21 protein-coding genes and 1 other RNA gene are annotated in these 21,378 nt (G+C 61.8%); 7 read left to right on the top strand and 15 right to left on the bottom strand.

Annotated elements, in window-relative coordinates; translation table 11 throughout:
* Positions 1 to 160: 160 nt before the first annotated feature.
* Complete coding sequence (locus tag VEC01_RS11630) at positions 161 to 703, bottom strand: YaeQ family protein (RefSeq protein ID WP_324900988.1); 543 nt, start codon at positions 701 to 703, stop codon at positions 161 to 163.
* Positions 704 to 843: 140 nt separating this feature from the next.
* Between VEC01_RS11630 and VEC01_RS11625 the strand changes: the two genes are divergently transcribed.
* Together VEC01_RS11625 and VEC01_RS11620 are read left to right on the top strand one after the other, a co-directional pair.
* Positions 844 to 1,416: a DUF1415 domain-containing protein gene (locus VEC01_RS11625; RefSeq protein WP_324900987.1), complete on the top strand. Its 573-nt coding sequence runs from the start codon at positions 844 to 846 to the stop codon at positions 1,414 to 1,416.
* Between the two features lie 446 nt (positions 1,417 to 1,862).
* Positions 1,863 to 2,204, top strand: coding sequence for a hypothetical protein (locus VEC01_RS11620; RefSeq protein ID WP_324900986.1), 342 nt, complete (start codon positions 1,863 to 1,865; stop codon positions 2,202 to 2,204).
* A 24-nt stretch (positions 2,205 to 2,228) separates the two neighbouring features.
* Here the strand turns inward: VEC01_RS11620 and cysM are convergent, their stop codons facing one another.
* The 14 genes from cysM to gyrA form a co-directional block, all read right to left on the bottom strand.
* The gene (gene cysM / locus VEC01_RS11615; RefSeq protein ID WP_324900985.1) at positions 2,229 to 3,131 is read right to left on the bottom strand and encodes a cysteine synthase CysM; all 903 of its coding nucleotides are present in this window, start codon (positions 3,129 to 3,131) and stop codon (positions 2,229 to 2,231) included.
* Positions 3,132 to 3,273: 142 nt separating this feature from the next.
* Positions 3,274 to 3,627: a ComEA family DNA-binding protein gene (locus VEC01_RS11610; protein ID WP_324900984.1), complete on the bottom strand. Its 354-nt coding sequence runs from the start codon at positions 3,625 to 3,627 to the stop codon at positions 3,274 to 3,276.
* Positions 3,628 to 3,735: 108 nt separating this feature from the next.
* Positions 3,736 to 4,665: a D-glycero-beta-D-manno-heptose-7-phosphate kinase gene (gene rfaE1 / locus VEC01_RS11605; RefSeq protein ID WP_324900983.1), complete on the bottom strand. Its 930-nt coding sequence runs from the start codon at positions 4,663 to 4,665 to the stop codon at positions 3,736 to 3,738.
* 82 nt (positions 4,666 to 4,747) lie between these two features.
* Positions 4,748 to 5,923: a lipopolysaccharide assembly protein LapB gene (gene lapB / locus VEC01_RS11600; protein ID WP_324900982.1), complete on the bottom strand. Its 1,176-nt coding sequence runs from the start codon at positions 5,921 to 5,923 to the stop codon at positions 4,748 to 4,750.
* Positions 5,924 to 5,942: 19 nt separating this feature from the next.
* A complete protein-coding gene (locus VEC01_RS11595) occupies positions 5,943 to 6,257 on the bottom strand; it encodes a LapA family protein (protein WP_324900981.1) in 315 nt (104 codons plus the stop codon).
* A 175-nt stretch (positions 6,258 to 6,432) separates the two neighbouring features.
* A complete protein-coding gene (locus VEC01_RS11590; protein ID WP_088710132.1) occupies positions 6,433 to 6,738 on the bottom strand; it encodes an integration host factor subunit beta in 306 nt (101 codons plus the stop codon).
* A 14-nt stretch (positions 6,739 to 6,752) separates the two neighbouring features.
* Positions 6,753 to 8,459, bottom strand: a complete 1,707-nt coding sequence (rpsA, locus tag VEC01_RS11585) for a 30S ribosomal protein S1 (protein ID WP_324900980.1) — start codon at positions 8,457 to 8,459, stop codon at positions 6,753 to 6,755.
* A 121-nt stretch (positions 8,460 to 8,580) separates the two neighbouring features.
* Positions 8,581 to 9,255, bottom strand: coding sequence for a (d)CMP kinase (gene cmk, locus VEC01_RS11580; protein WP_324900979.1), 675 nt, complete (start codon positions 9,253 to 9,255; stop codon positions 8,581 to 8,583).
* A 24-nt stretch (positions 9,256 to 9,279) separates the two neighbouring features.
* Positions 9,280 to 10,605, bottom strand: coding sequence for a 3-phosphoshikimate 1-carboxyvinyltransferase (gene aroA, locus VEC01_RS11575; RefSeq protein WP_324900978.1), 1,326 nt, complete (start codon positions 10,603 to 10,605; stop codon positions 9,280 to 9,282).
* Complete coding sequence (locus VEC01_RS11570) at positions 10,605 to 11,504, bottom strand: prephenate dehydrogenase (RefSeq protein ID WP_324900977.1); 900 nt, start codon at positions 11,502 to 11,504, stop codon at positions 10,605 to 10,607. The genes aroA and VEC01_RS11570 overlap by 1 nt, the downstream gene beginning before the upstream one ends.
* Before the next feature lie 20 nt (positions 11,505 to 11,524).
* Positions 11,525 to 12,637, bottom strand: coding sequence for a histidinol-phosphate transaminase (gene hisC, locus VEC01_RS11565; protein WP_324900976.1), 1,113 nt, complete (start codon positions 12,635 to 12,637; stop codon positions 11,525 to 11,527).
* Between the two features lie 92 nt (positions 12,638 to 12,729).
* Positions 12,730 to 13,818 (bottom strand): prephenate dehydratase, encoded by a 1,089-nt coding sequence (gene pheA / locus VEC01_RS11560; protein WP_324900975.1) that lies wholly within the window; start codon positions 13,816 to 13,818, stop codon positions 12,730 to 12,732.
* Between the two features lie 167 nt (positions 13,819 to 13,985).
* The gene (serC, locus tag VEC01_RS11555; protein WP_324900974.1) at positions 13,986 to 15,077 is read right to left on the bottom strand and encodes a 3-phosphoserine/phosphohydroxythreonine transaminase; all 1,092 of its coding nucleotides are present in this window, start codon (positions 15,075 to 15,077) and stop codon (positions 13,986 to 13,988) included.
* Complete coding sequence (gyrA, locus tag VEC01_RS11550) at positions 15,077 to 17,716, bottom strand: DNA gyrase subunit A (RefSeq protein ID WP_324900973.1); 2,640 nt, start codon at positions 17,714 to 17,716, stop codon at positions 15,077 to 15,079. Before gyrA ends, serC begins: the two co-directional genes overlap by 1 nt.
* 223 nt (positions 17,717 to 17,939) lie before the next feature.
* Here gyrA and VEC01_RS11545 point away from each other — a divergent pair, with 223 nt between their 5' ends.
* From VEC01_RS11545 to ssrA, 5 genes are all read left to right on the top strand, one after another.
* Positions 17,940 to 18,605, top strand: coding sequence for an OmpA family protein (locus VEC01_RS11545; protein ID WP_324900972.1), 666 nt, complete (start codon positions 17,940 to 17,942; stop codon positions 18,603 to 18,605).
* A 284-nt stretch (positions 18,606 to 18,889) separates the two neighbouring features.
* The gene (gene ompA / locus VEC01_RS11540) at positions 18,890 to 19,537 is read left to right on the top strand and encodes an outer membrane protein OmpA (RefSeq protein WP_324900971.1); all 648 of its coding nucleotides are present in this window, start codon (positions 18,890 to 18,892) and stop codon (positions 19,535 to 19,537) included.
* 163 nt (positions 19,538 to 19,700) lie between these two features.
* A complete protein-coding gene (gene ubiG, locus VEC01_RS11535) occupies positions 19,701 to 20,396 on the top strand; it encodes a bifunctional 2-polyprenyl-6-hydroxyphenol methylase/3-demethylubiquinol 3-O-methyltransferase UbiG (protein ID WP_324900970.1) in 696 nt (231 codons plus the stop codon).
* 47 nt (positions 20,397 to 20,443) lie between these two features.
* Positions 20,444 to 21,109: an HAD-IA family hydrolase gene (locus VEC01_RS11530; RefSeq protein ID WP_324900969.1), complete on the top strand. Its 666-nt coding sequence runs from the start codon at positions 20,444 to 20,446 to the stop codon at positions 21,107 to 21,109.
* A gap of 114 nt (positions 21,110 to 21,223) precedes the next feature.
* Positions 21,224 to 21,378, top strand: a transfer-messenger RNA (tmRNA) gene (gene ssrA / locus VEC01_RS11525); the annotation flags it as partial.

Genomic DNA, 21,378 nt, shown 5'->3' with positions numbered 1-21,378 from the left:
GGGTTCAGGTCGGAGCCGGGTGCGACGATGCGATAAAAATGCGGCTTTACCGAGGCTTGATTCGTCACGCTCACTGAGCTTATCGTGCCTGTGTTCCGCCGAAGGCGCGCCTGTTCGGCTGATCCGCCTTCCCGTCACAGGCAGCCGCGTGGGCGCAGTCTCAGGCCGGCTGCTTCAGCGGCTCCAGTTCAAGATGCACCGTCTGATCGCCGCTGCTCAGCCACACCTGGCCTTCCTGGACCGTGCATTGCAGCTGCATCGTGCGGTTTGCCAGCGCGGCCAGGGCCTGTGACGCGCTCGCTGGCAGGTTGACGACCCGCAGGTTGCGTGCCCGCGCCAGCTTGCCGGCAATCTGGTTCCACCAAACCTGGCTCGCGCTGCTATAGCTGTAAACCACCACCTCGGCCGCGCGCCCGCATGCCTTGAGCAGGCGCTTGTCATCCGGCTGGCCGACTTCCACCCATAGATCGATCGCGCCGGTCAGGTCCTTCTGCCACAGGTCGGGTTCGTCATCGGTGCTCAAGCCCTTCCCGAAGAGCAGCGCTTCATGGGCATGCAGCGCGAACGCGAGAACGCGTACCATCATGCGTTCGTCGGTTTCGGAGGGATGACGCGCAATCGTCAGACTGTGTTCGGCATAATAGTGCCGGTCCATATCGGAGACTTGGAGGTCCGCCTTGAATATCGTTGCCTTGAGTGCCATGCGCTGATGCCTCGTTGTTGCGAGGGAAATGAAATCGAGCGGCAAATGTACCGTAAAGCAGCCGCGCGCACCATCGGGCAGGACGGCGATATCTGTGGAAGTCGGCGATAATGGTTATTTCGCCAGCACTCGCGTCCATCATGTTTCCATCCCCAACGCCCGAGCAGGCAATCGACGCAACCCGGCAGTGGCTTGAGAAGGCGGTGATCGGCCTGAACCTGTGTCCGTTCGCAAAAAGCGTGCATGCAAGGCAGCAGATCCGCTATGCCGTCAGCACTGCGACCTCAGGCATGGCATTGCATGCGGACCTGGCAAAGGAGCTCAAGCTGCTGCAGAACGCCGACCCGCAGGAGATCGATACCACCTTGCTGATCCATCCCTGGGTTCTCGGCGATTTCCTCGACTTCAATGATTTCCTCGAGGTTGCCGACGCCCTGCTGGAAGAGCTCGGCCTCGATGGCGAAATCCAGGTTGCCAGCTTTCATCCTCACTATCAGTTCGCCGATACCGACGCCGACGATATCGGCAACTGCACCAACCGTTCGCCCTATCCGACGCTGCATCTGTTGAGGGAAACCAGCATAGACCAGGCAGTGGGCGCCTTTCCGGACGCAAGTGCCATCTTCGAGAAAAACATCGAAACCATGCGGGAACTGGGTCCGGCGGGCTGGCGCGCGCTCTGGGCTGGACGAGAAGAAATTAACAAGAGGTAACCGAACTATTAGCGGATGCCCGGTTCCAACAACCGTCCGTCAAGAGTCAAATGCAGATGAGAAATACGCGCCGATGAAACGGGCAATCGGGAGCCGTTGCGACCGCTCAAAGTGAGCACGGGCTGCTTGGCTAAAATGCAACGAAATCAGTGCGTCGTGACGGCCTGCCGATATAGCGCCGGCCTTATTTTCTTGCCGTTCCTAAAATTTCACTGCTTTTTGATTCAGCGCATGCATGCCTAAATCTAATATTGCATCTTTGAAATTTCTTTACTATATTGCACCTACGCAAGTAGTGTCTTTACAGCAATTCCATGCAGTGCGTAAGGTATCACTGTAAGTAACGTTACAAAGTTGATACACTTTCAAAAAAGCAAAGATATTTCTCGTATAATTCTCTTGCAGTCCGGAACTATTGAGATTTAGACCACACTCAAGACAACATTATGGACAACACGGATAACAACAAGCGCAGCGGAACCCGTCTCGCAGACCAAGTCAACTACGATCCCAATAACTTGTTGGATGCGCTGATCGAGAAATTGAACTTGAAGAACGATGCTGCGCTGTCGCGCGCGCTCGAAGTGGCGCCGCCGGTGATCAGCAAGATCCGCCATCGCAGGCTGCCTGTCGGCGCTTCGCTGCTGATCCGCATGCACGAAGTCAGCGACCTGAGCATCAAGGAACTGCGCATCCTGATGGGTGATCGCCGCGACAAATTCCGGATCAGCGACAAGCAGTTCAAGCCGAAGGAACCGCTCGCGCCCGTAACTGGCAACGCTGAATAACGAGACGCTTTCGTGTTTTCCCCGTCAGGCGGGGAAAACACCGGTCGACAAGTAACGGTCTCCTCGATCGCAAACGATGAACACGATCGTTGCGTTCTCCACCGTCTGTGAAATGCGCAGCGCCACTTCACAGGCGCCAGCGGCCGAGATACCGCAGAATATCCCCTCTTCCATCGCCATCCGGCGCGCCATCTGCTCCGCCGTCGCCTGGGTCACGTACTCCAGCTGGTCGACGCAGGACTTGTCGTAAATCCTGGGCATGTAAGCTTCCGGCCACTTGCGGATGCCGGGGATTTGCGAGCCCTCTTCCGGCTGCGCGCCGACGATGCGGACTTCCGGGTTTTGCTCTTTCAGGAAACGCGACACGCCAACGATGGTGCCGGTTGTTCCCATCGCGCTGACAAAGTGGGTCACGCGGCCTTCCGTGTCGCGCCAGATCTCGGGGCCGGTGCCTTCGTAGTGCGCGCGCGGATTGTCCGGATTGGCGAACTGGTCGAGGATGATGCCCTTGCCTTCCTTCTGCATCTGTTCGGCGAGGTCACGCGCATATTCCATTCCCCCGGTCTTCGGCGTCAGGACGATCCTTGCGCCGTAAGCCGCCATGCTCTGGCGCCGCTCCTCGCTCAGGTTTTCCGGCATCAGGAGCACCATCTTGTAGCCGCGCATCGAAGCTGCCATCGCCAGCGCAATGCCGGTGTTGCCGCTGGTTGCTTCGATCAGCGTATCGCCCGGCTTGATCATGCCGCGCGCTTCGGCGTGCTTGATCATCGACAGTGCCGGCCGGTCCTTTACCGAGCCGGCGGGGTTATTGCCTTCCAGCTTGCCGAGAATGACGTTGTTACGGCGCGCCGCCTCTTCGCCGGGAATGCGTTTGAGCTGCACCAGCGGGGTGTTGCCGATCGTGTCTTCGATAGTCAGGTAAGGCATGTTGAATTCGACAGCTTGATAAAGACGTCAATTTTACTCGTAGGCGCGCAAGCACGCGCGCTTTCGCCGGTCCCGCTCAGGACAAACAAAAAAACCCCGCGGAGGCCGGCGCGGGGTTTTTCATGCTGCAAGCCAGGCCGGCTCAGCCCGGATGTTTTCCTTCCTTGCCCGCCGCCTTGCCGGCTGCCTTGTCCGCCTTCTCGCCTTTTTCGGCGCCGGTCTTCTGGCGGGGCTTGCCATTGACCGTCAGGCCAGCGTCGGACAGCTGGACCGCCTTCTTATCGCGAATGCCCTTCACCCGGTTTTCCAGATCCGCCCAGTCCTTGAAATCGCCCCCCTTCTTGCGCTCATCAACGATGGCCTTCGACATCGCCGGGCCAATCCCCCGCACCGAATCGAGTGCGATCTGGTCGGACTTGTTGACCTCGACCTGGGCAAACGCTGCGCCGTTAAAGACGAGGAAAGCTGCCACTGCAAACAAGAGTTTTTTCAGCATGTGTTTTCTCCGAGTTGAACAGGAACACCGGGCAAGGGTGCCAGATGTTGCACAAATGGTAATTAAACAGTTAGCAAAACGCTATTTAATTCCTAGTTGCAACTAGAATCAGCCGAAAAGTTCTTCCTTGGTAACCGTCGCCGTGCCGAGCTTGCCGACCACGATGCCGCCGGCGCGATTGGCAATGGCGACCGCCTCCGGCAGCGGCTTGCCGGCGCCGAGCATGACGGCCAGCGTGGCGATGACGGTGTCGCCCGCGCCGGACACGTCATAGACCTCGCGCGCGACGGTCGGCGTATGCAGCACGTCGTCCGCGGTATAGAGCGTCATCCCCTCTTCCGAACGGGTCAGCAGGAGCGCCTCGAGGTCGAGCGACGCGCGCAGGTTCTGCGCCTTCGCCGTCAGTTCGTCTTCGCTTTTCCAGGAGCCGACGATATGGCGCAATTCCGATTTGTTCGGGGTCAGGATGGACGCACCTTTATAACGCGCAAAATCCTCGCCCTTGGGGTCGACGAGGATGCATTTGCCCAGGCGACGGCCGGCTTCAATCATTTGCGCGACGTTGACCAGGCTTCCCTTGGCATAGTCGGAGAGGACGATCACGTCATAGTCCGGGACCAGCGCGTTGTATTGGGTCAGCTTGTCGCGCAACACCGTGTCGCTCGGCGGAGCCTCGAAATCGATACGCAGCAACTGCTGCTGGCGCCCGATCACGCGCAGCTTGATGATCGTGGAGATCGCCGCATCCCGGTTGAGAAAGCTGTTGATGTGCAGTTCCGTCAGCAGGTTCTCGACCACATTACCCGCCTCATCCTTGCCGACCACGCCAAGCAGCCCGGCGCGCGCGCCGAGCGCGACTGCGTTTCGCGCGACGTTGGCCGCACCGCCGAGACGCTCCTCGCGCCGCTCCACGCGCACCACCGGCACGGGCGCCTCCGGCGAAATGCGGCTGACGTCGCCGAACCAGTAGCGGTCGAGCATCACGTCGCCGACGACCAGGATTCGCGGGCTTTTCAGTGGAGGAGTCATGTCGTTCATGTTGAGTACGGAGGTTGCGTGGGCAGAAGACACAAGGCGCGGCACGGGCGCGGCGATGCTCGCCGCGCAAGCTGCCGGCCTGCTAGTTCATCACATTGAGCTCTTCGGTACGGCGCGGCGGATACGACTCCCACTGGCTGCACCCAGGGCACTGCCAGTAAAACTGGCGGGCCTTGAAACCGCATTGGCCGCACTGGTAACGCGCCAGCTTTTGCGTATAGCCGTGCACCAGATTCTTGACGAGGGAGAGCTCCGGCCGCACTTCGGGCGGTGCTTCCATCAGGCGCGCTTCCAGCAGCTTGTCCAGCCCGAGCAGCGTCGGGGTGCGCCGCAACTCGTCGCTGACGAGCTGGTTCGCGGCGTCGACGCCGTCCAGTTCGAGCACCGCCTTGAACACCACTTCCAGCAGGTCGATCGAGGGCGCCTCGGCCAGGTAATTCTTGAGCAGGTTCAGGCCTTCCTGCGGGCGGCCCACCGCGCGGTAGCCATCCATCAGGCGCTGCGCCACCAGGGCCACGTGCGGCACGCTTTGCTGCTCGACGCGCCGCCAGGCCATCAGCGCCGCTTCGGTATCGCCCTTGGACAGGTGCGCGTCCCCGATCAGGATCGCCGCGCGCACATTGCTCCGGTCCGCGGCAAGCGCCTTTTCCAGCATCGCCAGCGCCGCGTCCGGATGGGTATGCACCAGCTCATCCTGCGCCAGCTCGCAATAGAACTGCGCGATTTCCTTTTGCTTGGCCCCCGCGCCCGACTCCTGCAACGCCCGCGCCGCCTCGATGGCGCGCATCCATTCCTTTTCGCGCTGGTAGATTTCAAGCAGCGCCCTGCGCGCCTGCGCGCCGTACTGCGTGTCCACCAGCCCGTTGAAGGTTTCTTCGGCCCGGTCGAGCAGGCCGGCCTTCAGGTAATCCTGTCCGAGTTCGTATTGCGAATGCAGCTTGTGCTCGAGCGGCAGATCGGGACGTGCGAGCAGGTTCTGGTGCACCCGGATCGCGCGCTCGATCTCGCCGCGGCGGCGGAACAGGTTGCCAAGCGCGAAGTGCAGGTCGATGGTTTCCGGGTCAAGCTTGACGATTTCGATGAAGGCATCGATCGCCTTGTCCGGCTGTTCATTCAGCAGGAAGTTCAAGCCCTTGAAATAGCCGCGCGGCAAACTTCGCGACTCCGAGACCAGCTGGTTGATGTCCACGCGCGCGGCGATCCAGCCGAGGCCGAAGAAGATCGGGATGCCGAGCAGCCACCAGGTTTCGAATTCCATGCTTTTTCTTATTGTGGGGTTATTTGTTGACCACGCTGTCTGGCTGCGGCGGCTGTATGCGCGCCTGCCGCGCGGCCTCGCTTTGCTGCTCCATCGCGGCGATGGTCTTCTTGTGTTTTGCAAGGTCGCGGCGATGACGGAACAGCGTCGGGAGCATCGCCAGAATGCCGAGCGCCGCGCCGGCAGCGAAGAATGCAAGCAGCAGCAGTACCAGCGGTCCGCGAACTTCGTAATCGAAGAAAAAGCGCAGCGACGCTTCCTGCGTGTTCTTCAGCGCAAAGCCGAAGAAAATGATGAAGAGGAAGGCCGCGACGATTCTGAAAAGGATTCTCATGGCGCGGCGTCCTTATTGTTTGGTGTAATCATGCATCGCGGCACACAGTCGGCAACAGATCGAATTGTACGTGAAACGCCATGGGAATGACGCCCGACTTCGCCCTGCGCGGCGGCCGGCGCTCAACAAAAAAAACGGCATCCGAGGATGCCGTTTCGATTTACTGCAAATAACGTCAGTCTTCCTTGATCGGCTGCCCGACCATCGCGTCGACGCGCTCCCGCAATTCCTTGCCAGGTTTGAAGTGCGGCACCCGCTTTTCGGGAACCATCACCTTGTCCCCCGACTTGGGGTTGCGCCCGATGCGCGGCGGCCTGCTGTTCAAGGCAAAGCTGCCGAAGCCGCGAATCTCGATGCGCTGGCCGTTGGATAAAGCTTCGGCCATCGCGTCGAGAATGGTTTTCACCGCGTAATCCGCATCCTTTGCAACCAGCTGCGGATAACGCTCGGCCAAGCGGGCAATCAGCTCGGACTTTGTCATTGTCGTTTGCGACCTTATTGCTTGTTGTCGAGCTTGGCCTTCAGCAGCGCGCCCAGGCTGGTGGTACCGGAGGCGGCATTGGCGTCAGCAGACATCTTCTGCATCGCTTCCTGGGTCTCGGCATTGTCCTTGGCCTTGATCGACAGCTGAATGCTGCGTGCCTTGCGGTCGATGTTGATGATCATCGCTTCGACCTTGTCGCCGGCCTTCAGGTGGGTACCGGCATCTTCCACGCGGTCGCGGGAGATTTCGGATGCACGCAGGTAGCCTTCGACTTCGTCGGACAGCTGGATCACGGCGCCCTTCGGCTCGACCGACTTGACCGTACCGGTCACGACCGCACCCTTGTCGTTCATTGCAACGAAGTTGTTGAACGGGTCGCCTTCGAGCTGCTTGACGCCCAGGGAAACGCGCTCGCGCTCGACGTCGATCGCCAGCACCACGGCTTCCAGTTCGTCACCCTTCTTGAACTTGCGCACGGCTTCTTCACCGGCTTCGGTCCAGGACAGGTCGGACAGGTGCACCAGGCCGTCGATGTTGCCCGGCAGGCCGATGAACACGCCGAAGTCAGTGATCGACTTGATCGCGCCCTTCACCTTGTCGCCCTTCTTGTGGTTCATCGCGAAGTCGTCCCACGGATTCGGCTTGCACTGCTTCATGCCGAGGGAGATGCGGCGACGCTCTTCGTCGATCTCCAGCACCATGACTTCGACTTCGTCGCCCAGCTGGACAACCTTGTTCGGCGCCACGTTCTTGTTGGTCCAGTCCATTTCGGACACGTGCACCAGGCCTTCGATGCCCTGCTCGACTTCCACGAACGCACCGTAGTCGGTCAGGTTGGTGACCTTGCCGAACAGGCGGGTGCCTTGCGGATAACGACGGGACAGACCGGTCCACGGATCGTCGCCCAGCTGCTTGACGCCCAGCGAGACGCGGTTCTTTTCCTGATCGTACTTGAGGACCTTCGCGGTGATTTCCTGGCCGACGGACAGCACTTCCGACGGGTGACGCACGCGGCGCCATGCCAGATCGGTGATGTGCAGCAGGCCGTCGATGCCGCCGAGGTCAACGAACGCACCGTAGTCGGTGATGTTCTTGACGATACCGGTGACGATGGTGCCTTCCTTCAGGGTTTCCATCAGCTTGGCGCGCTCTTCACCCATCGACTCTTCGATGACGGCGCGGCGCGACAGCACAACGTTGTTGCGCTTGCGGTCCAGCTTGATGACCTTGAATTCCATGGTCTTGCCTTCGTACGGCGTGGTGTCCTTCACCGGACGGGTGTCGACCAGCGAACCCGGGAGGAATGCACGAATGCCGTTGGTCAGAACGGTCAGACCGCCCTTGACCTTGCCGTTGACGGTGCCGGTCACGATCTCGCCGGACTCCATCGCCTTTTCCAGCGCGAGCCAGGATGCGAGGCGCTTGGCCTTGTCGCGCGACAGGATGGTGTCGCCGAAACCGTTTTCGAGCGATTCGATCGCAACGGTGACGAAGTCGCCAACCTGGACTTCGACTTCACCGCTGTCGTTCTTGAATTCTTCGATAGGAATGAATGCTTCGGATTTCAGGCCTGCGTTGACGACCACGAAGTTGTAGTCGACGCGGACGACTTCAGCCGAAATCACTTCACCGGAACGCATGTCCTGGCGGGAAATGGATTCCTCGAACAGGGCTGCAAAGCTTTCCATACCGGTAGATTCTTGTTGCACAGTAGACATAGATAGGATAAGAAATGCCAGCGGTAATCGTGTCTTGTGGGATTACATGCTGGGTTAGGTTCATCAACACCCGTCAAGGCCTTGCGCCGGGCCGGGCACCAATCGCACTACGAGAAACAGCTCACGCCTGCTTTTTCACTGCCGCATACCATTTGAGCACCTGCTCAACGGCCTCGTCGGCAGTCATGTGCGAAGTGTCCAAGATGTGTGCGCCTTCCGCTGGTTTCAATGGGGCGATGGTGCGATTCGAATCGCGCGCGTCCCGCTCCCTCAAATCCTTGAGAAGGTCTTCAATATTAGCAGGAAAACCCTTGTCAATCAATTGCTTATATCGCCGTTCGGCGCGCGCGTCCACACTTGCCGTGAGGAACACTTTAAGCGCCGCGTGCGGAAAAATCACCGTACCCATGTCGCGCCCGTCGGCGACCAGTCCGGGTGCGATCCGAAAGCCGAGCTGCAGGCTGACGAGGGCGTGACGCACGGTTGGCAAAGCAGCAATTTTCGATGCGGTGTTGCCGACTTCTTCCGCCCGGATCGCGGCGCTGACGTTTTCATTTCCAAGCCAGACCTGGTCGCCGGAGAACCGGCACGGCAGCCGCTCGGCCAGTTTGGCCAGCGCATGCTCGTCGTTGAGCGCGACCTGCTGCCGCAGCGCGCTCAGCGCGGTCAGGCGGTACAGCGCGCCGGAGTCCAGGTAATGAAAGCCCAGCTGGTCGGCGACGCGGTGGGCAACGGTGCCTTTGCCCGACGCGGTCGGACCGTCGATCGTAATGACGGGGATGGAATGGGTTTGCATGGTCGGTTCAGTGCGCCTTCCGTGTCAGAGCAGCTTGTCCTGCGCAATCCCGGCGAACGCGTCGAAGTAGTCGGGAAAAGTCTTGGCGACGCATTTCGGATCGTTGATGCGCATCGTGCTGCCGCGCCGCGCCGCGCCGTCCAGTGACGCCAGCGAGAAGCACATCGCCATCCTGTGGTCGTCATAGGTATCGATCGCGGCGGCACGGATTTCTGCCGGCGGCGTCACGCGCAGGTAGTCGGCGCCCTCCTCCACCGTGGCGCCGACCTTGCGCAGTTCGGTCGCCATCGCGGCGATCCGGTCGGTTTCCTTCACCCGCCAGCTGCCGATGTTGCGCAGGGTACTGGGCCCATCCCCATACAGCGCGGCGACCGCGATCGTCATCGCGGCGTCGGGAATATGGTTGAAGTCGGCATCGATCGCCTTGAGCACGCCGTTCGATCTCGCTTCGATCCAGTTGTCACCCATCGCGATGTCGGCGCCCATCTGCTGCAACGCCTCGACAAAGCGCACATCGCCCTGGATGCTGTCGCGGCCGACGCCTTCCACCCGCACCGGACCGCCGGCGATGGCGCCGGCAGCGAGGAAATAGGAAGCGGAAGAGGCATCGCCCTCGACGTGTATGCTCCCCGGGCTGACGTATTTCTGCCCTGGGGCGATGGTGAACGACTGCCAGCCGTGGCGCTCCACCGTGACGCCGAAGCGGCGCATCAGGTTCAGCGTGATTTCAATGTAGGGCTTGGAAATCAGCTCGCCGATCACATCGATGGTGACCGCGTGGTCACGCGCCATCAGCGGCGCGGCCATCAGCAGCGCCGTCAGGAACTGGCTCGAAACATTTCCCTTTACCTGCATGCGCTGCGCGTGGATGTGACCGCGCCGGATGTGCAGCGGCGGATAGCCCGGCTGCCCCGTGTATTCGATCCGGGTGCCGACCGCATTCAATGCGTCCACCAGGTCGCCGATCGGCCGCTCATGCATGCGCGACACGCCGTGCAGCGTGTAATCGCCTCCGATCACCGCGAGTGCCGCGGTCAGCGGGCGAATCGCGGTGCCGGCATTCCCCATGAACAAGTCAGCCTGATGCACCGGGAGCACGCCGCCGACGCCGTGCACGATGTAGTTCTGCGTTTCGCCATCCTGCTCCCAGCGCACGCCCAGCTTTTGCAGCGCCATCAGCATCACATGGGTGTCATCCGATGCCAGCAGGTCGAAGATATGCGTGCTGCCTTGCGCCAATGCGGCCAGCAGCAAGGTGCGGTTGGAAATGCTCTTCGAACCGGGCAGCCGCACCGTGCCTTGCGCATGCATCGCGGGCCGCAGGTCGATATGGGAAGGGTAATGCTTCATCAGTCGCCGCCTTGGTTACTTTGTTGTTCCGCAGCCTCGATCGTGCGGATCCAGTTCTGCCGTGCGCGCTGCGCATTCGCATAGACCGCTTCGATCCCCGCGCCATTGCGCTCGGCCAGCAGGCCGCGCAGCTGCGCCAGCTGCGCCATGTAGGCGTCCAGTTCCGCCAGCAGCGCCACATGGTTGGCCAGGGAAATATCGCGCCACATTTCCGGAGAAGAGCCGGCGATGCGGGTGAAATCGCGAAAGCCGCTTGCCGCGTATTGGAACAGCAGATCGGCGTGCGGTTTCCTGGCGATGTCGTCGACCAGCGCGTAAGCCAGCAGGTGCGGAAGGTGGCTGACCGCCGCGAAGACGCGATCGTGCTCCGCCGGGCTGAGTTTGTGGATGATCGCGCCGCATTGCTGCCATGCCTGCGCCACCCGCGCGACATCGTGTTCGCTGTTTTCCGGCAACTGCGTGATCACGGTCTTCTTGCCGACGTACAAGTCGACAATCGCCGCATCCGGCCCGTTCTGCTCCCGTCCTGCTATCGGATGCCCGGGCACGAACTGCGCGATCTTGCCGCCGAGCGCCTTGCGCGCGGCTTCCACCACATCCGATTTGGTACTGCCGGCATCGGTGACCACGGTGCCCTGCTGCAGGTGCGGCGCAATCGACGCCAGGATCGCCTCGGTCTGCGCAACAGGCGCCGCGACCAGGATGAGATCGGCGGCGGCGACTGCTTCCCCGACGGAAGCGCTGGCGACATCGATGATGCCCAGCTCCTTTGCCCGCGCCAGCGGCGCGGCGCTGCGGCCGACGCCGAATACGCGGTCGACCGCGCCGGCCTTCTTCAGCGCCAGCGCGAACGAACCGCCGATCAGGCCGACGCCGAATATGGAGATTTTCTTGAACACGGAGGCCGCCCGGGCTGGTATCAGGATCCGGACAGCACTTGCTTCAATGCGCTGATGAAGGCTTCGTTTTCTTCCGGCAAGCCGATCGAGACGCGGATCCATTGCGGCAAGCCGTAATTGGCGACCGGACGCACGATGATGCCGCGCTTGAGCAGCGCCAGGTTGACGCGCGCGCCTGCGCCGTCGTCCGCCCCGACCCGGAACAGCACGAAGTTGCCGAACGAGGGCACGTACTCGAGATCCATTGCGTCGAACGCTTGCGTCAGCTGGCGGTAACCGTCTGCATTCAGCTGCGCGCTCTTCTGCAGGAACGCGCTGTCGGTCAATGCCGCGACCGCTGCCGCCTGCGCCATCGAATTGACGTTGAACGGCTGGCGGATACGGTTGAGCAAGTCGGTGATCGCCGGCTGCGCAATGCCGAAGCCGACGCGCAGACCGGCCAGGCCGTAAGCCTTGGACATGGTGCGCGATACCAGCAGGTTCGGATACTGCTTCACCCAGGCGACCGAGTCGTACTGGAACTCGGGCGCGAGGTATTCGTTGTAGGCTTCGTCCAGCACCACCACCACGTGCTGCGGCACGAGCCTGAGGAAGGCCTCGATTTCTGCCGCGGGCAGGAAAGTGCCGGTCGGATTGTTCGGATTGGCGATGAACACCAGCCTGGTTTCCGCGGTGATCGCCTTCGCCATCGCTTGCAGGTCGTGCCCGTGGTCCTTTGCGGCGACCACGATTGCGCGCCCGCCGACGGCCTGGGTGGCGAGCGCATAAACGGCGAACGAGTACTCGGAATACACCACCGCCTGCGCCGGCTGCACGAAGGCATGCGCGGCCAGTTCCAGGATGTCGTTGCTGCCGTTGCCCAGCGTGATCCAGTCGAGCGGGATGCCGTACTTTGCGCTGATCGCCTGCTTCAGCTCGAAGCCGTTGGAATCGGGATAGCGGCCGATGTCGGCCACTGCCGCGAGCATCGCCTGCTTCGCCGATTGCGGCATGCCGAGCGGGTTTTCATTGGAAGCGAGCTTGATGATCTTTGCTTCGTCGAGGCCGAACTCGCGTGCGACTTCGGCGATGGGCTTGCCGCCCTGGTAGGGGGCGATGGCGCGAACATAATCGGGACCGAATTGGATAGACATGACGGTTTCCAAAGTAGGGTCGCCACAGGCACGACGGGGAAGACGCAGCAGATGCCGGCGCTCCCCGCCCCGTTCGGGGCGACGGGACTAAATTACAAAGTAAAAGGATACGAGCCCAGCACCTTGAAGAACGGCGCGTTATGCTTCAGCTCCGCCAGCGCCTTGGCCACCTTCTCATCCTGCGCATGGCCCTGGACGTCAACGTAAAAGTAGTACTCCCAGGTGCCCATGCGCGCCGGACGCGACTCGAAGCGCGTCATCGACACGCCGTGCTTTGCCAGCGGCGCCAGCATGTTGTAGACCGCGCCCGCCTTGTTCGGCACCGCCAGCACCAGCGAGGTCTGGTCCTTGCCGCTGGGGCCGGGCTGCAGGCGGCCGACCACGGCAAAGCGCGTGCGGTTGTGCGGATCGTCCTGCACGTGCGCCTTCACGACGCCGAGGTTGTAGCGCTGCCCCGCGATCTCGCCGGCAATCGCTGCCGCGGCGGGGTCTTCGCTGGCGATGCGCGCCGCCTCGCCGTTCGATGCGACCGCCTGGCGTTCGATGTTCGGATAGTGCTGGTTCAGCCACGTCTGGCATTGCGCCAGCGCCTGCGAATGGGCGCAGATGCGGGTGATGCCGTCCATCGTGCCGCTCTTGGTCATCAGGCTATGGTGCACCGGGATCGATACCTCGCCGCTGATCGACAGCGCGGTCTGCAGCAGCAGGTCGAGCGTGCGGTTGATCGCGCCTTCCGAGGAATTTTCAATCGGCACCACGCCGAAGTCCGCGGTGCCTGCTTCGGCGGCGCGGAACACCTCGTCGATTGACGTGCACGGCAACCCCTCGACCGCGTGGCCGAACTGCTGGTACACCGCCTGCTCGCTGAAGGTGCCGGCCGGCCCGAGGTAAGCGACGTTTACGCGCCGCTCCAGCGCGCGGCAGGAAGACATGATCTCGCGGAAGATGGTCTGCACGTCGCCGCTGTCGAGCGGTCCGCGGTTGTTGTCGGCCACTTTGCGCAGCACCTGCGCTTCGCGCTCCGGACGGAACACCGGCGCGTTGGTCTCGGCCTTCACATGACCAACCTCCTGCGCCACGCACGCGCGGCGGTTCAGCAGATCGAGGATCTGGGCATCGATCGCGTCGATCTGTTCGCGAAGGGGTTTGAGTTTGTCGTCGGTGTTCGAATTCGTGTCCATTTATGCGCAGTCATATCTCACCTTCCCCGTTCCAGGGGCAAGGCCGGGATGGGGGTAGTGAGGTTGAGCAAACGACCACGACGGCCCGACCGCACTACCCCCACCCTAGCCCTCCCCCCGGCAGGGGGAGGGAACCATGTGGCGTGCAATTGGATGCAGCGTCCCCTTCATCCGTATTTCTTCTCGAATTCCTTCAGGTACTCGACCAGCGCCCGCACGCCTTCGATCGGCATCGCGTTGTAGATCGATGCACGCATGCCGCCCACGGACTTGTGGCCTTTGAGCTGCAACAGGTTGCGCTCCTTCGCGCCGGCGAGGAAGGCCTCGTTCAGCGATTCATCCCTCAGGAAGAACGGGATGTTCATGCGGGAGCGGCAATCCCTGGCAATGTGATTGCTGTAGAAATCGGTCGAATCCAGATAGTCGTACAACAGCGCGGCTTTCGCAACATTTCGCTGTTCCATCGCCGCAACGCCGCCCTGCTTCTTCAGCCACTGGAACACCAGTCCGGCAATGTAGATCGAGTAGGTCGGCGGCGTGTTGTACATCGAATTGTTTTCGGCGACCAGCTTCCAGTCGAACGCCGACGGGCAGATCGGCAGCGCATGGCCGATCAGGTCGTCGCGCACGATGACCAGCGTCAGGCCGGCCGGGCCGATGTTTTTCTGGGCGCCGCCGAAGATGACCCCGTATTTCGACACGTCGATCACGCGCGACAGGATGTGCGAGGACATGTCGGCCACCAGCGGCACGCCGCCGACATCGGGTGCGTAATGGAATTCGACGCCGTCGATCGTCTCGTTGGTGCACAGATGCACGTAGGCCGCGTCCTTTGACAGCTTCCAGCTGTCGCGCGGCGGAATGTACGCAAACTTCGCGTCTTCCGCGGAGGCGGCGACATTAACGTTGCAATACTTCTTCGCTTCCTTGATCGACTTGCCGGACCAGGAACCGGTATGGATGAAATCGGCGACCGCCGGCTGGGATTTCCGCCCGAGCAGGTTCATCGGCACGATGGCGTTTTCGCCGATGCCGCCGCCCTGCAGGAACAGGATGCGGTAGTTCGACGGCACTGCCAGCAGTTCGCGCAGATCGCGTTCCGCCGCCTCGTAGATCGAGATGAATTCCTTGCCGCGATGGCTCATCTCCATCACCGACATGCCGCTGCCATGCCAGTCGAGCATTTCCCCGGCGGCCTGCTGCAGCACTTCCTGCGGCAGCACTGCCGGGCCGGCGGAGAAGTTGTAGACGCGCGTCATCACTCCTCCGTCGCCGCGCTCTCCGCAGCGCCCGTGTCGGCAAGCCCGTTCTCTTCCTCGGCATCCGTTTCGACGATGCGCTGCAGGCCGGAGAGCTTGGTGCCGTCCTCGACCGCAATCAGGGTCACACCCTGGGTTGCCCGCCCCATTTCGCGGATCTCGGCCACGCGGGTGCGGATCAGCACGCCGCCGGTGGTGATCAGCATGATTTCGTCATTGGCGTCGACCAGCGTCGCCGCCACCACCTTGCCATTGCGCTCGCTGGTCTGGATCGCGATCATGCCCTTCGTGCCGCGTCCATGGCGGGTGTACTCGGTGATCGGGGTGCGCTTGCCGAAACCGTTCTCGGTCGCGGTCAGCACCGACTGCTGTTCGTTCTCCGCCACCAGCAGCGCGATCACCTGCTGTCCGTCTTCCAGGTTCATGCCGCGCACGCCGCGCGCCAGGCGGCCCATCGGGCGCACGTCGTTTTCGTCGAAGCGCACGGCCTTGCCGGCATCGGAGAACAGCATGACGTCATGCTTGCCGTCAGTCAGCGCGGCGCCGATCAGGAAGTCGCCTTCGTCAAGGTCGACCGCGATGATGCCGGCCTTGCGCGGATTGCTGAATTCGGTCAGCGGCGTCTTCTTCACGGTGCCCAGGCTGGTCGACATGAATACATAATGGTCTTCGGGGAAGCTGCGGTTCTCGCCCGACAGCGGCAGCACGACGGTGATCTTCTCGCCGTCCTGCAGCGGGAACATGTTGACGATCGGCTTGCCGCGCGAATTGCGCGAACCCTGCGGCACCTCCCACACCTTCAGCCAGTACAGGCGGCCCCGGTTGGAGAAGCAAAGGATGTAGTCGTGCGTGTTGGCGATGAAGAGCTGGTCGATCCAGTCGTCTTCCTTGGTCGCGGTCGCCTGCTTGCCGCGGCCGCCGCGCTTCTGCGCACGGTATTCCGACACCGGCTGCGACTTCATGTAGCCGGAATGCGAAAGCGTCACCACCATGTCCTGCGGCGCGATCAGATCCTCGGTTTCGAGGTCGGTCGCGTTCAGTTCGATGGTCGAGCGGCGCGTATCCTTGGCGCCGTCGCCATACTCGTTCTTGGCAGCGCTCAGTTCGTCGGAAATGATCGCGGTCACGCGCTCCGGCTTGGCCAGGATGTCGAGCAGGTCGGCGATCTGCGCCATCACTTCCTTGTATTCGTTGACGATCTTGTCCTGCTCCAGGCCGGTCAGGCGCTGCAGGCGCATCTGCAGGATTTCCTGCGCCTGGTCGTCCGACAGCTTGTACAGCCCGTCGGACTGGATACCGTAATGCTTGGGCAGGTTTTCCGGACGGAAGGCGTCGGCACCGGCCGCGTTTTCGCCGGCGGCGCGGGTCAGCATTTCCCGCACCAGAGAGGAGTCCCAGGCACGCGCCATCAATTCCGACTTCGCGATCGGCGGCGTCGGCGCAGCCTTGATGATCGCAATGAAGTCGTCGATGTTGGCCAGCGCCACCGCCAGACCTTCCAGCACGTGGCCGCGTTCGCGCGCCTTGCGCAGTTCGAACACGGTGCGGCGCGTCACCACTTCGCGGCGATGCGACAGGAAGCATTCCAGCATCTGCTTCAGGTTGAGCAGCTTCGGCTGGCCGTCGACCAGCGCGACCATGTTCATGCCGAAGGTATCCTGCAGCTGGGTCTGCTTGTAGAGGTTGTTGAGCACGACTTCCGGCACTTCGCCGCGCTTGAGCTCGATCACCACGCGCATGCCCGACTTGTCGGACTCGTCGCGGATGTCGGAGATGCCTTCCAGCTTCTTGTCGCGCACCAGCTCCGCGATGCGCTCGAGCAGGGACTTCTTGTTCACCTGGTAGGGCAGCTCGTCGACGATGATCGCAGTGCGGTTGTCCTTGCCGAATTCCTCGAAGTGCGTCTTGGCCCGCATCACCACGCGCCCGCGGCCGGTGCGATAGCCGTCGCGCACGCCGGATACGCCGTAAATGATGCCGGCGGTCGGGAAGTCGGGCGCGGGGATGATCTCGATCAGCTCGTCGACGGTGCACTCCGGGTTGCGCAGCACATGCAGCGAACCGTTGATCACTTCGGAAATGTTATGCGGCGGGATGTTGGTCGCCATGCCGACTGCGATGCCAGACGAGCCGTTGATCAGCAAATTGGGAATGCGGGTCGGCAGGACCGACGGCTCCTTCTCCTTGCCGTCGTAGTTGGGGACGAAGTCGACCGTTTCCTTTTCAATGTCGGCCAGCAGTTCGCTGGAGATCTTGTCCAGTCGGCACTCGGTGTAACGCATCGCCGCCGCGTTGTCGCCGTCGACCGAGCCGAAGTTGCCCTGTCCGTCCACCAGCGTGTAGCGCAGCGAGAAGTCCTGCGCCATGCGCACCAGCGTGTCATAGATCGCCTGGTCGCCGTGCGGGTGGTACTTACCCATCACTTCACCGACCACGCGCGCGCACTTCACATACGGACGGTTCCATACGTTGTTCGTCTCATGCATCGCATACAGCACGCGGCGATGCACGGGCTTGAGGCCGTCGCGAACATCGGGAAGCGCCCGGCCCACGATCACGCTCATCGCGTAATCGAGATAGCTCTTGCGCATCTCTTCTTCGAGGGAAATCGGGATAGTCTCTTTGGCGAATTGATCCATTGGCGAGTCGGCTCGTGAGTGCTGGGATTAGGGTGCCGGCATCGCGACGAAACCGCGATGCCAAACCTTGGATTTTAGCATGGCGCGCCCGGCACCCAGCTGCAGGATGTATAAGCCTGCAATGCTTGCCCATGGGAGAGACACAATGGCTGAAAATGTGTTTTAATAAATTGTTTCACCATGTAAATTACCATTCTTATAATAAACTATCACGGGAAAAACCATGCTTAAACATCTCGTCATCGCCCTGTCCGCCAGCCTCACTGCCGCCGGCGCGTATGCGCAGACCGATATCAAAGCCAACGCCGACAAAAGCGCTTACCTGCAGGACGGCCGCGGCGTCATCGCGCGCAACCCGTTCGGCCTGTGCTGGCGCACCGGTTACTGGACGCCGGCCGATGCGGTTGCCGGCTGCGATGGCGAACTCACTCCGCCGGTAGCAAAGCCGACTGCGCCGGCGGTCGCCGCGCCCGCACCGGCACCGGCCCCCGCTCCCGCACCGAAGCGCTGCGACTTCAGCGTCACCCTCAGCAATGACCAGACCTTCGCCTTCAACAGGGCCGTGCTGAACAACGCCGCGAAGAAACGCATCGATGATGAAGTGATCGCCAAGCTTGGCAACTGCGCCAAGATTGACATCGTGATGGTTACCGGTCATACCGACCGCCTGGGCTCGCATCAGTACAACCAAAAGCTGTCCGAGAAGCGTGCCGACGCCGTTGCCGCCTACCTGAAGAGCAAGGGCCTCAAGGCCGAGATCGACACCCTGGGCGCAGGCAAGACCCAGTCGGTGCAGGCTTGCGACGACAAGCTGCCGCGCGCGAAGCTGATCGAATGCCTCGCGCCGAACCGCCGCGTCGTTGTCGAAGCGCGCGGGCTTGCGAAGTAACGAAGGGGAGAATCCGCCTGATAAGCCGGGCGGATTTTTTTACGAAAAGCCAGTTTTATTTGACAACCCGTTGCAAAAACACAACGGACAATCAAAATCCTGTTTCGATTGATTTAGCAATAATCGACGCCGAGCGCTGCTATGGCAAAATGTAGTTAATTAAAGAGCATTGCAAGTGAACAACCTTGTAAAAAGATGATCTAATCACGCGTTGCTCTACCACTTTCGAAATGTAGTATCTGATGCGCAGTCAATCTGCGGATATCTCAACCAAGAGGAAAAATATGAATAATTTGGCAAAACTCGTCTTTGCTGCGTCCGCGGTGGTATCGTTTTCTGCATCGGCACAGCAGGATATTCAGGCTAAGACCCCGAACAGCGCCTATCTGCAAGACAGCCGCGGCGTGATCGCGCGTGATCCGTTCGGCCTCTGCTGGCGCACCGGCACCTGGACTCCGGCTGATGCCGTTCCGGGCTGCGACGGCGAAATCGTGAAGCCGGCTGCGGCTCCCGCACCGGCTCCCGCACCGGCACCGGCTCCGGCCCCCGCTCCGGCACCCGCCCCGGCTCCGGTCTCCGAAAAGGTCACCTTCGCCGCTGACACCTTCTTCGACTTCGACAGGGCAGTCCTGAAGGCGGACGGCAAGGCCAAGCTGGATGACCTGGTCTCCAAGCTGAAGGGCATGAACCTGGAAGTCGTGATCGCCGTTGGCCACACCGACTCTGTCGGCTCCGACAAGTACAACCAGCGCCTGTCCGTCCGCCGCGCTGAAGCGGTGAAGGCATACCTGGTGTCCAGGGGCGTCGAAGCCAACCGCGTCTACACCGAAGGCAAGGGCGAGAAGCAACCGGTCGCTGACAACAAGACCGCCGGCGGCCGCGCCAAGAACCGCCGCGTGGAAATCGAAGTCGTCGGTACCCGTACCCGATAATCGGTTTGCGCAAGGCAAAACCCCGCTTCGGCGGGGTTTTTTTATGGCTGTGCGCTCCACATGCAGGCGGGCGGTGCCGGGAACGGATCGCCGCCCGCCCGTTCAGACATCAACTGGTGCACAGATGCGCCGCAAGCCGCCCATTCCAGCTATCATTCACCCTATGAACGCCGATCCTCTAGAACTGCAAAAATTCAGCGACCTCGCCCATCGTTGGTGGGATCCGACTTCCGAATTCCGTCCGCTGCATGAAATCAATCCGCTGCGCCTCGAATGGATCAACGCGCGTGCCCCGCTTGCGGGCAAAAACGTTGTCGATATCGGCTGCGGCGGCGGCATCCTGGCCGAATCGATGGCGAGAAAAGGCGCCAAGGTCACCGGCATCGACCTGTCGGAAAAGGCACTGAAGGTCGCCGACCTGCACAGCCTGGAGTCCGGCGTGCAGGTGCGCTACGAGATGATCTCCGCCGAGCAGCTCGCGGCGCGCGAGCCGGCAAGCTTCGACGTCGTGACCTGCATGGAAATGCTGGAGCATGTTCCGGATCCCGCCGCCGTCGTGCAGGCTTGCGCGACACTGGTCAAGCCCGGCGGCCATGTGTTCTTCTCGACCATCAACCGCAATCCCAAGGCTTACCTGCTTGCCGTCATCGGCGCCGAATACCTTCTGCGCATGCTGCCCAAGGGGACGCACGATTACGCGAAATTCATCACACCGGCGGAGTTGTCCCAGTACGTCCGCAGCGCCGGCATGGAGGTCGACAGCCTGAAAGGCATGACCTACAACCCGCTGACGAAGATCTACTCGCTCAACCGGGACACCGACGTCAACTACCTGGTGGCCTGCACCCGCCCAGCCTGACCTACACGGTGCCCGCGCCCGCAGCGCGGACACCGCAGGAAGCTTCCATGACACTCACACTTCCCCGCGCCGTCCTGTTCGACCTCGACGGCACGCTCGCCGACACCGCGCCCGACCTCGCTGCTGCGATGAACCGCGTGCGCACCGACCGGGGCCTCGCCCCCACTCCGTACGAAGTCCTGCGTCCGGTCGCTTCCGCCGGCGCGCGCGGCCTGATCGGCGCCTCATTCGGCATGAAGCCGGGCGACGACGGCTACGAAGATCTGCGCATTGCCTTTCTCGACACCTACGAGGCCGCGATCGCGGTCCATACCCGGTTGTTCGACGGCATCCCGGCACTGCTGGATCAATTGGAGGAGCGCGGCTTGTCCTGGGGTATTGTCACCAACAAGGCTGCGCGCTTCACGGACCTGCTGGTGCCGCAGATCGGACTGGGACGCGCCGGCTGCGTGATTTCCGGAGACACGACGCCGCATCCCAAACCGCATCCCGCACCGCTGCTCGAGGCCGCCCGCCGCCTCGGTATTGCACCGGAGGAATGCTGGTATGTGGGCGACGACCTGCGCGACGTACAGGCAGGGCGTGCAGCAGGCATGGCGACGGTCGCGGCGGCGTGGGGTTACTGCGGCGATGCGGAGCCGGTAACCTGGGAAGCGGACCGGTTGGCGGAAACACCCCTGCACGTCCTGGAATGGTTTCGCGCCGCGCGCTGAACCATTAGCGCCGGACGTGCTCTGGTGCCTGATGATGCAGTACACGCTTTAAAAAACCCCTTGAAACTGCGGGGGGTGTCACCATCTTGTGAGGTACAATAGCATTACTGTTTTGGGGACGACCTGGCTTCGACGTGGGTTACAAAGCAGCGCAGGGCATACCGAGGGCTGGTCACCTCGTAAATCCAACCGGAAATGAAATAACTGCTAACGACGAACGTTACGCTCTGGCCGCTTAATAACCGGCTAGCCCTACACCACCTCTTCCC

The organism is Noviherbaspirillum sp., from assembly GCF_035627455.1.
In the GTDB taxonomy this organism is placed as follows: Bacteria; Pseudomonadota; Gammaproteobacteria; order Burkholderiales; family Burkholderiaceae_D; genus Noviherbaspirillum.
This window is presented reverse-complemented; position numbering and strand designations above follow the sequence as displayed.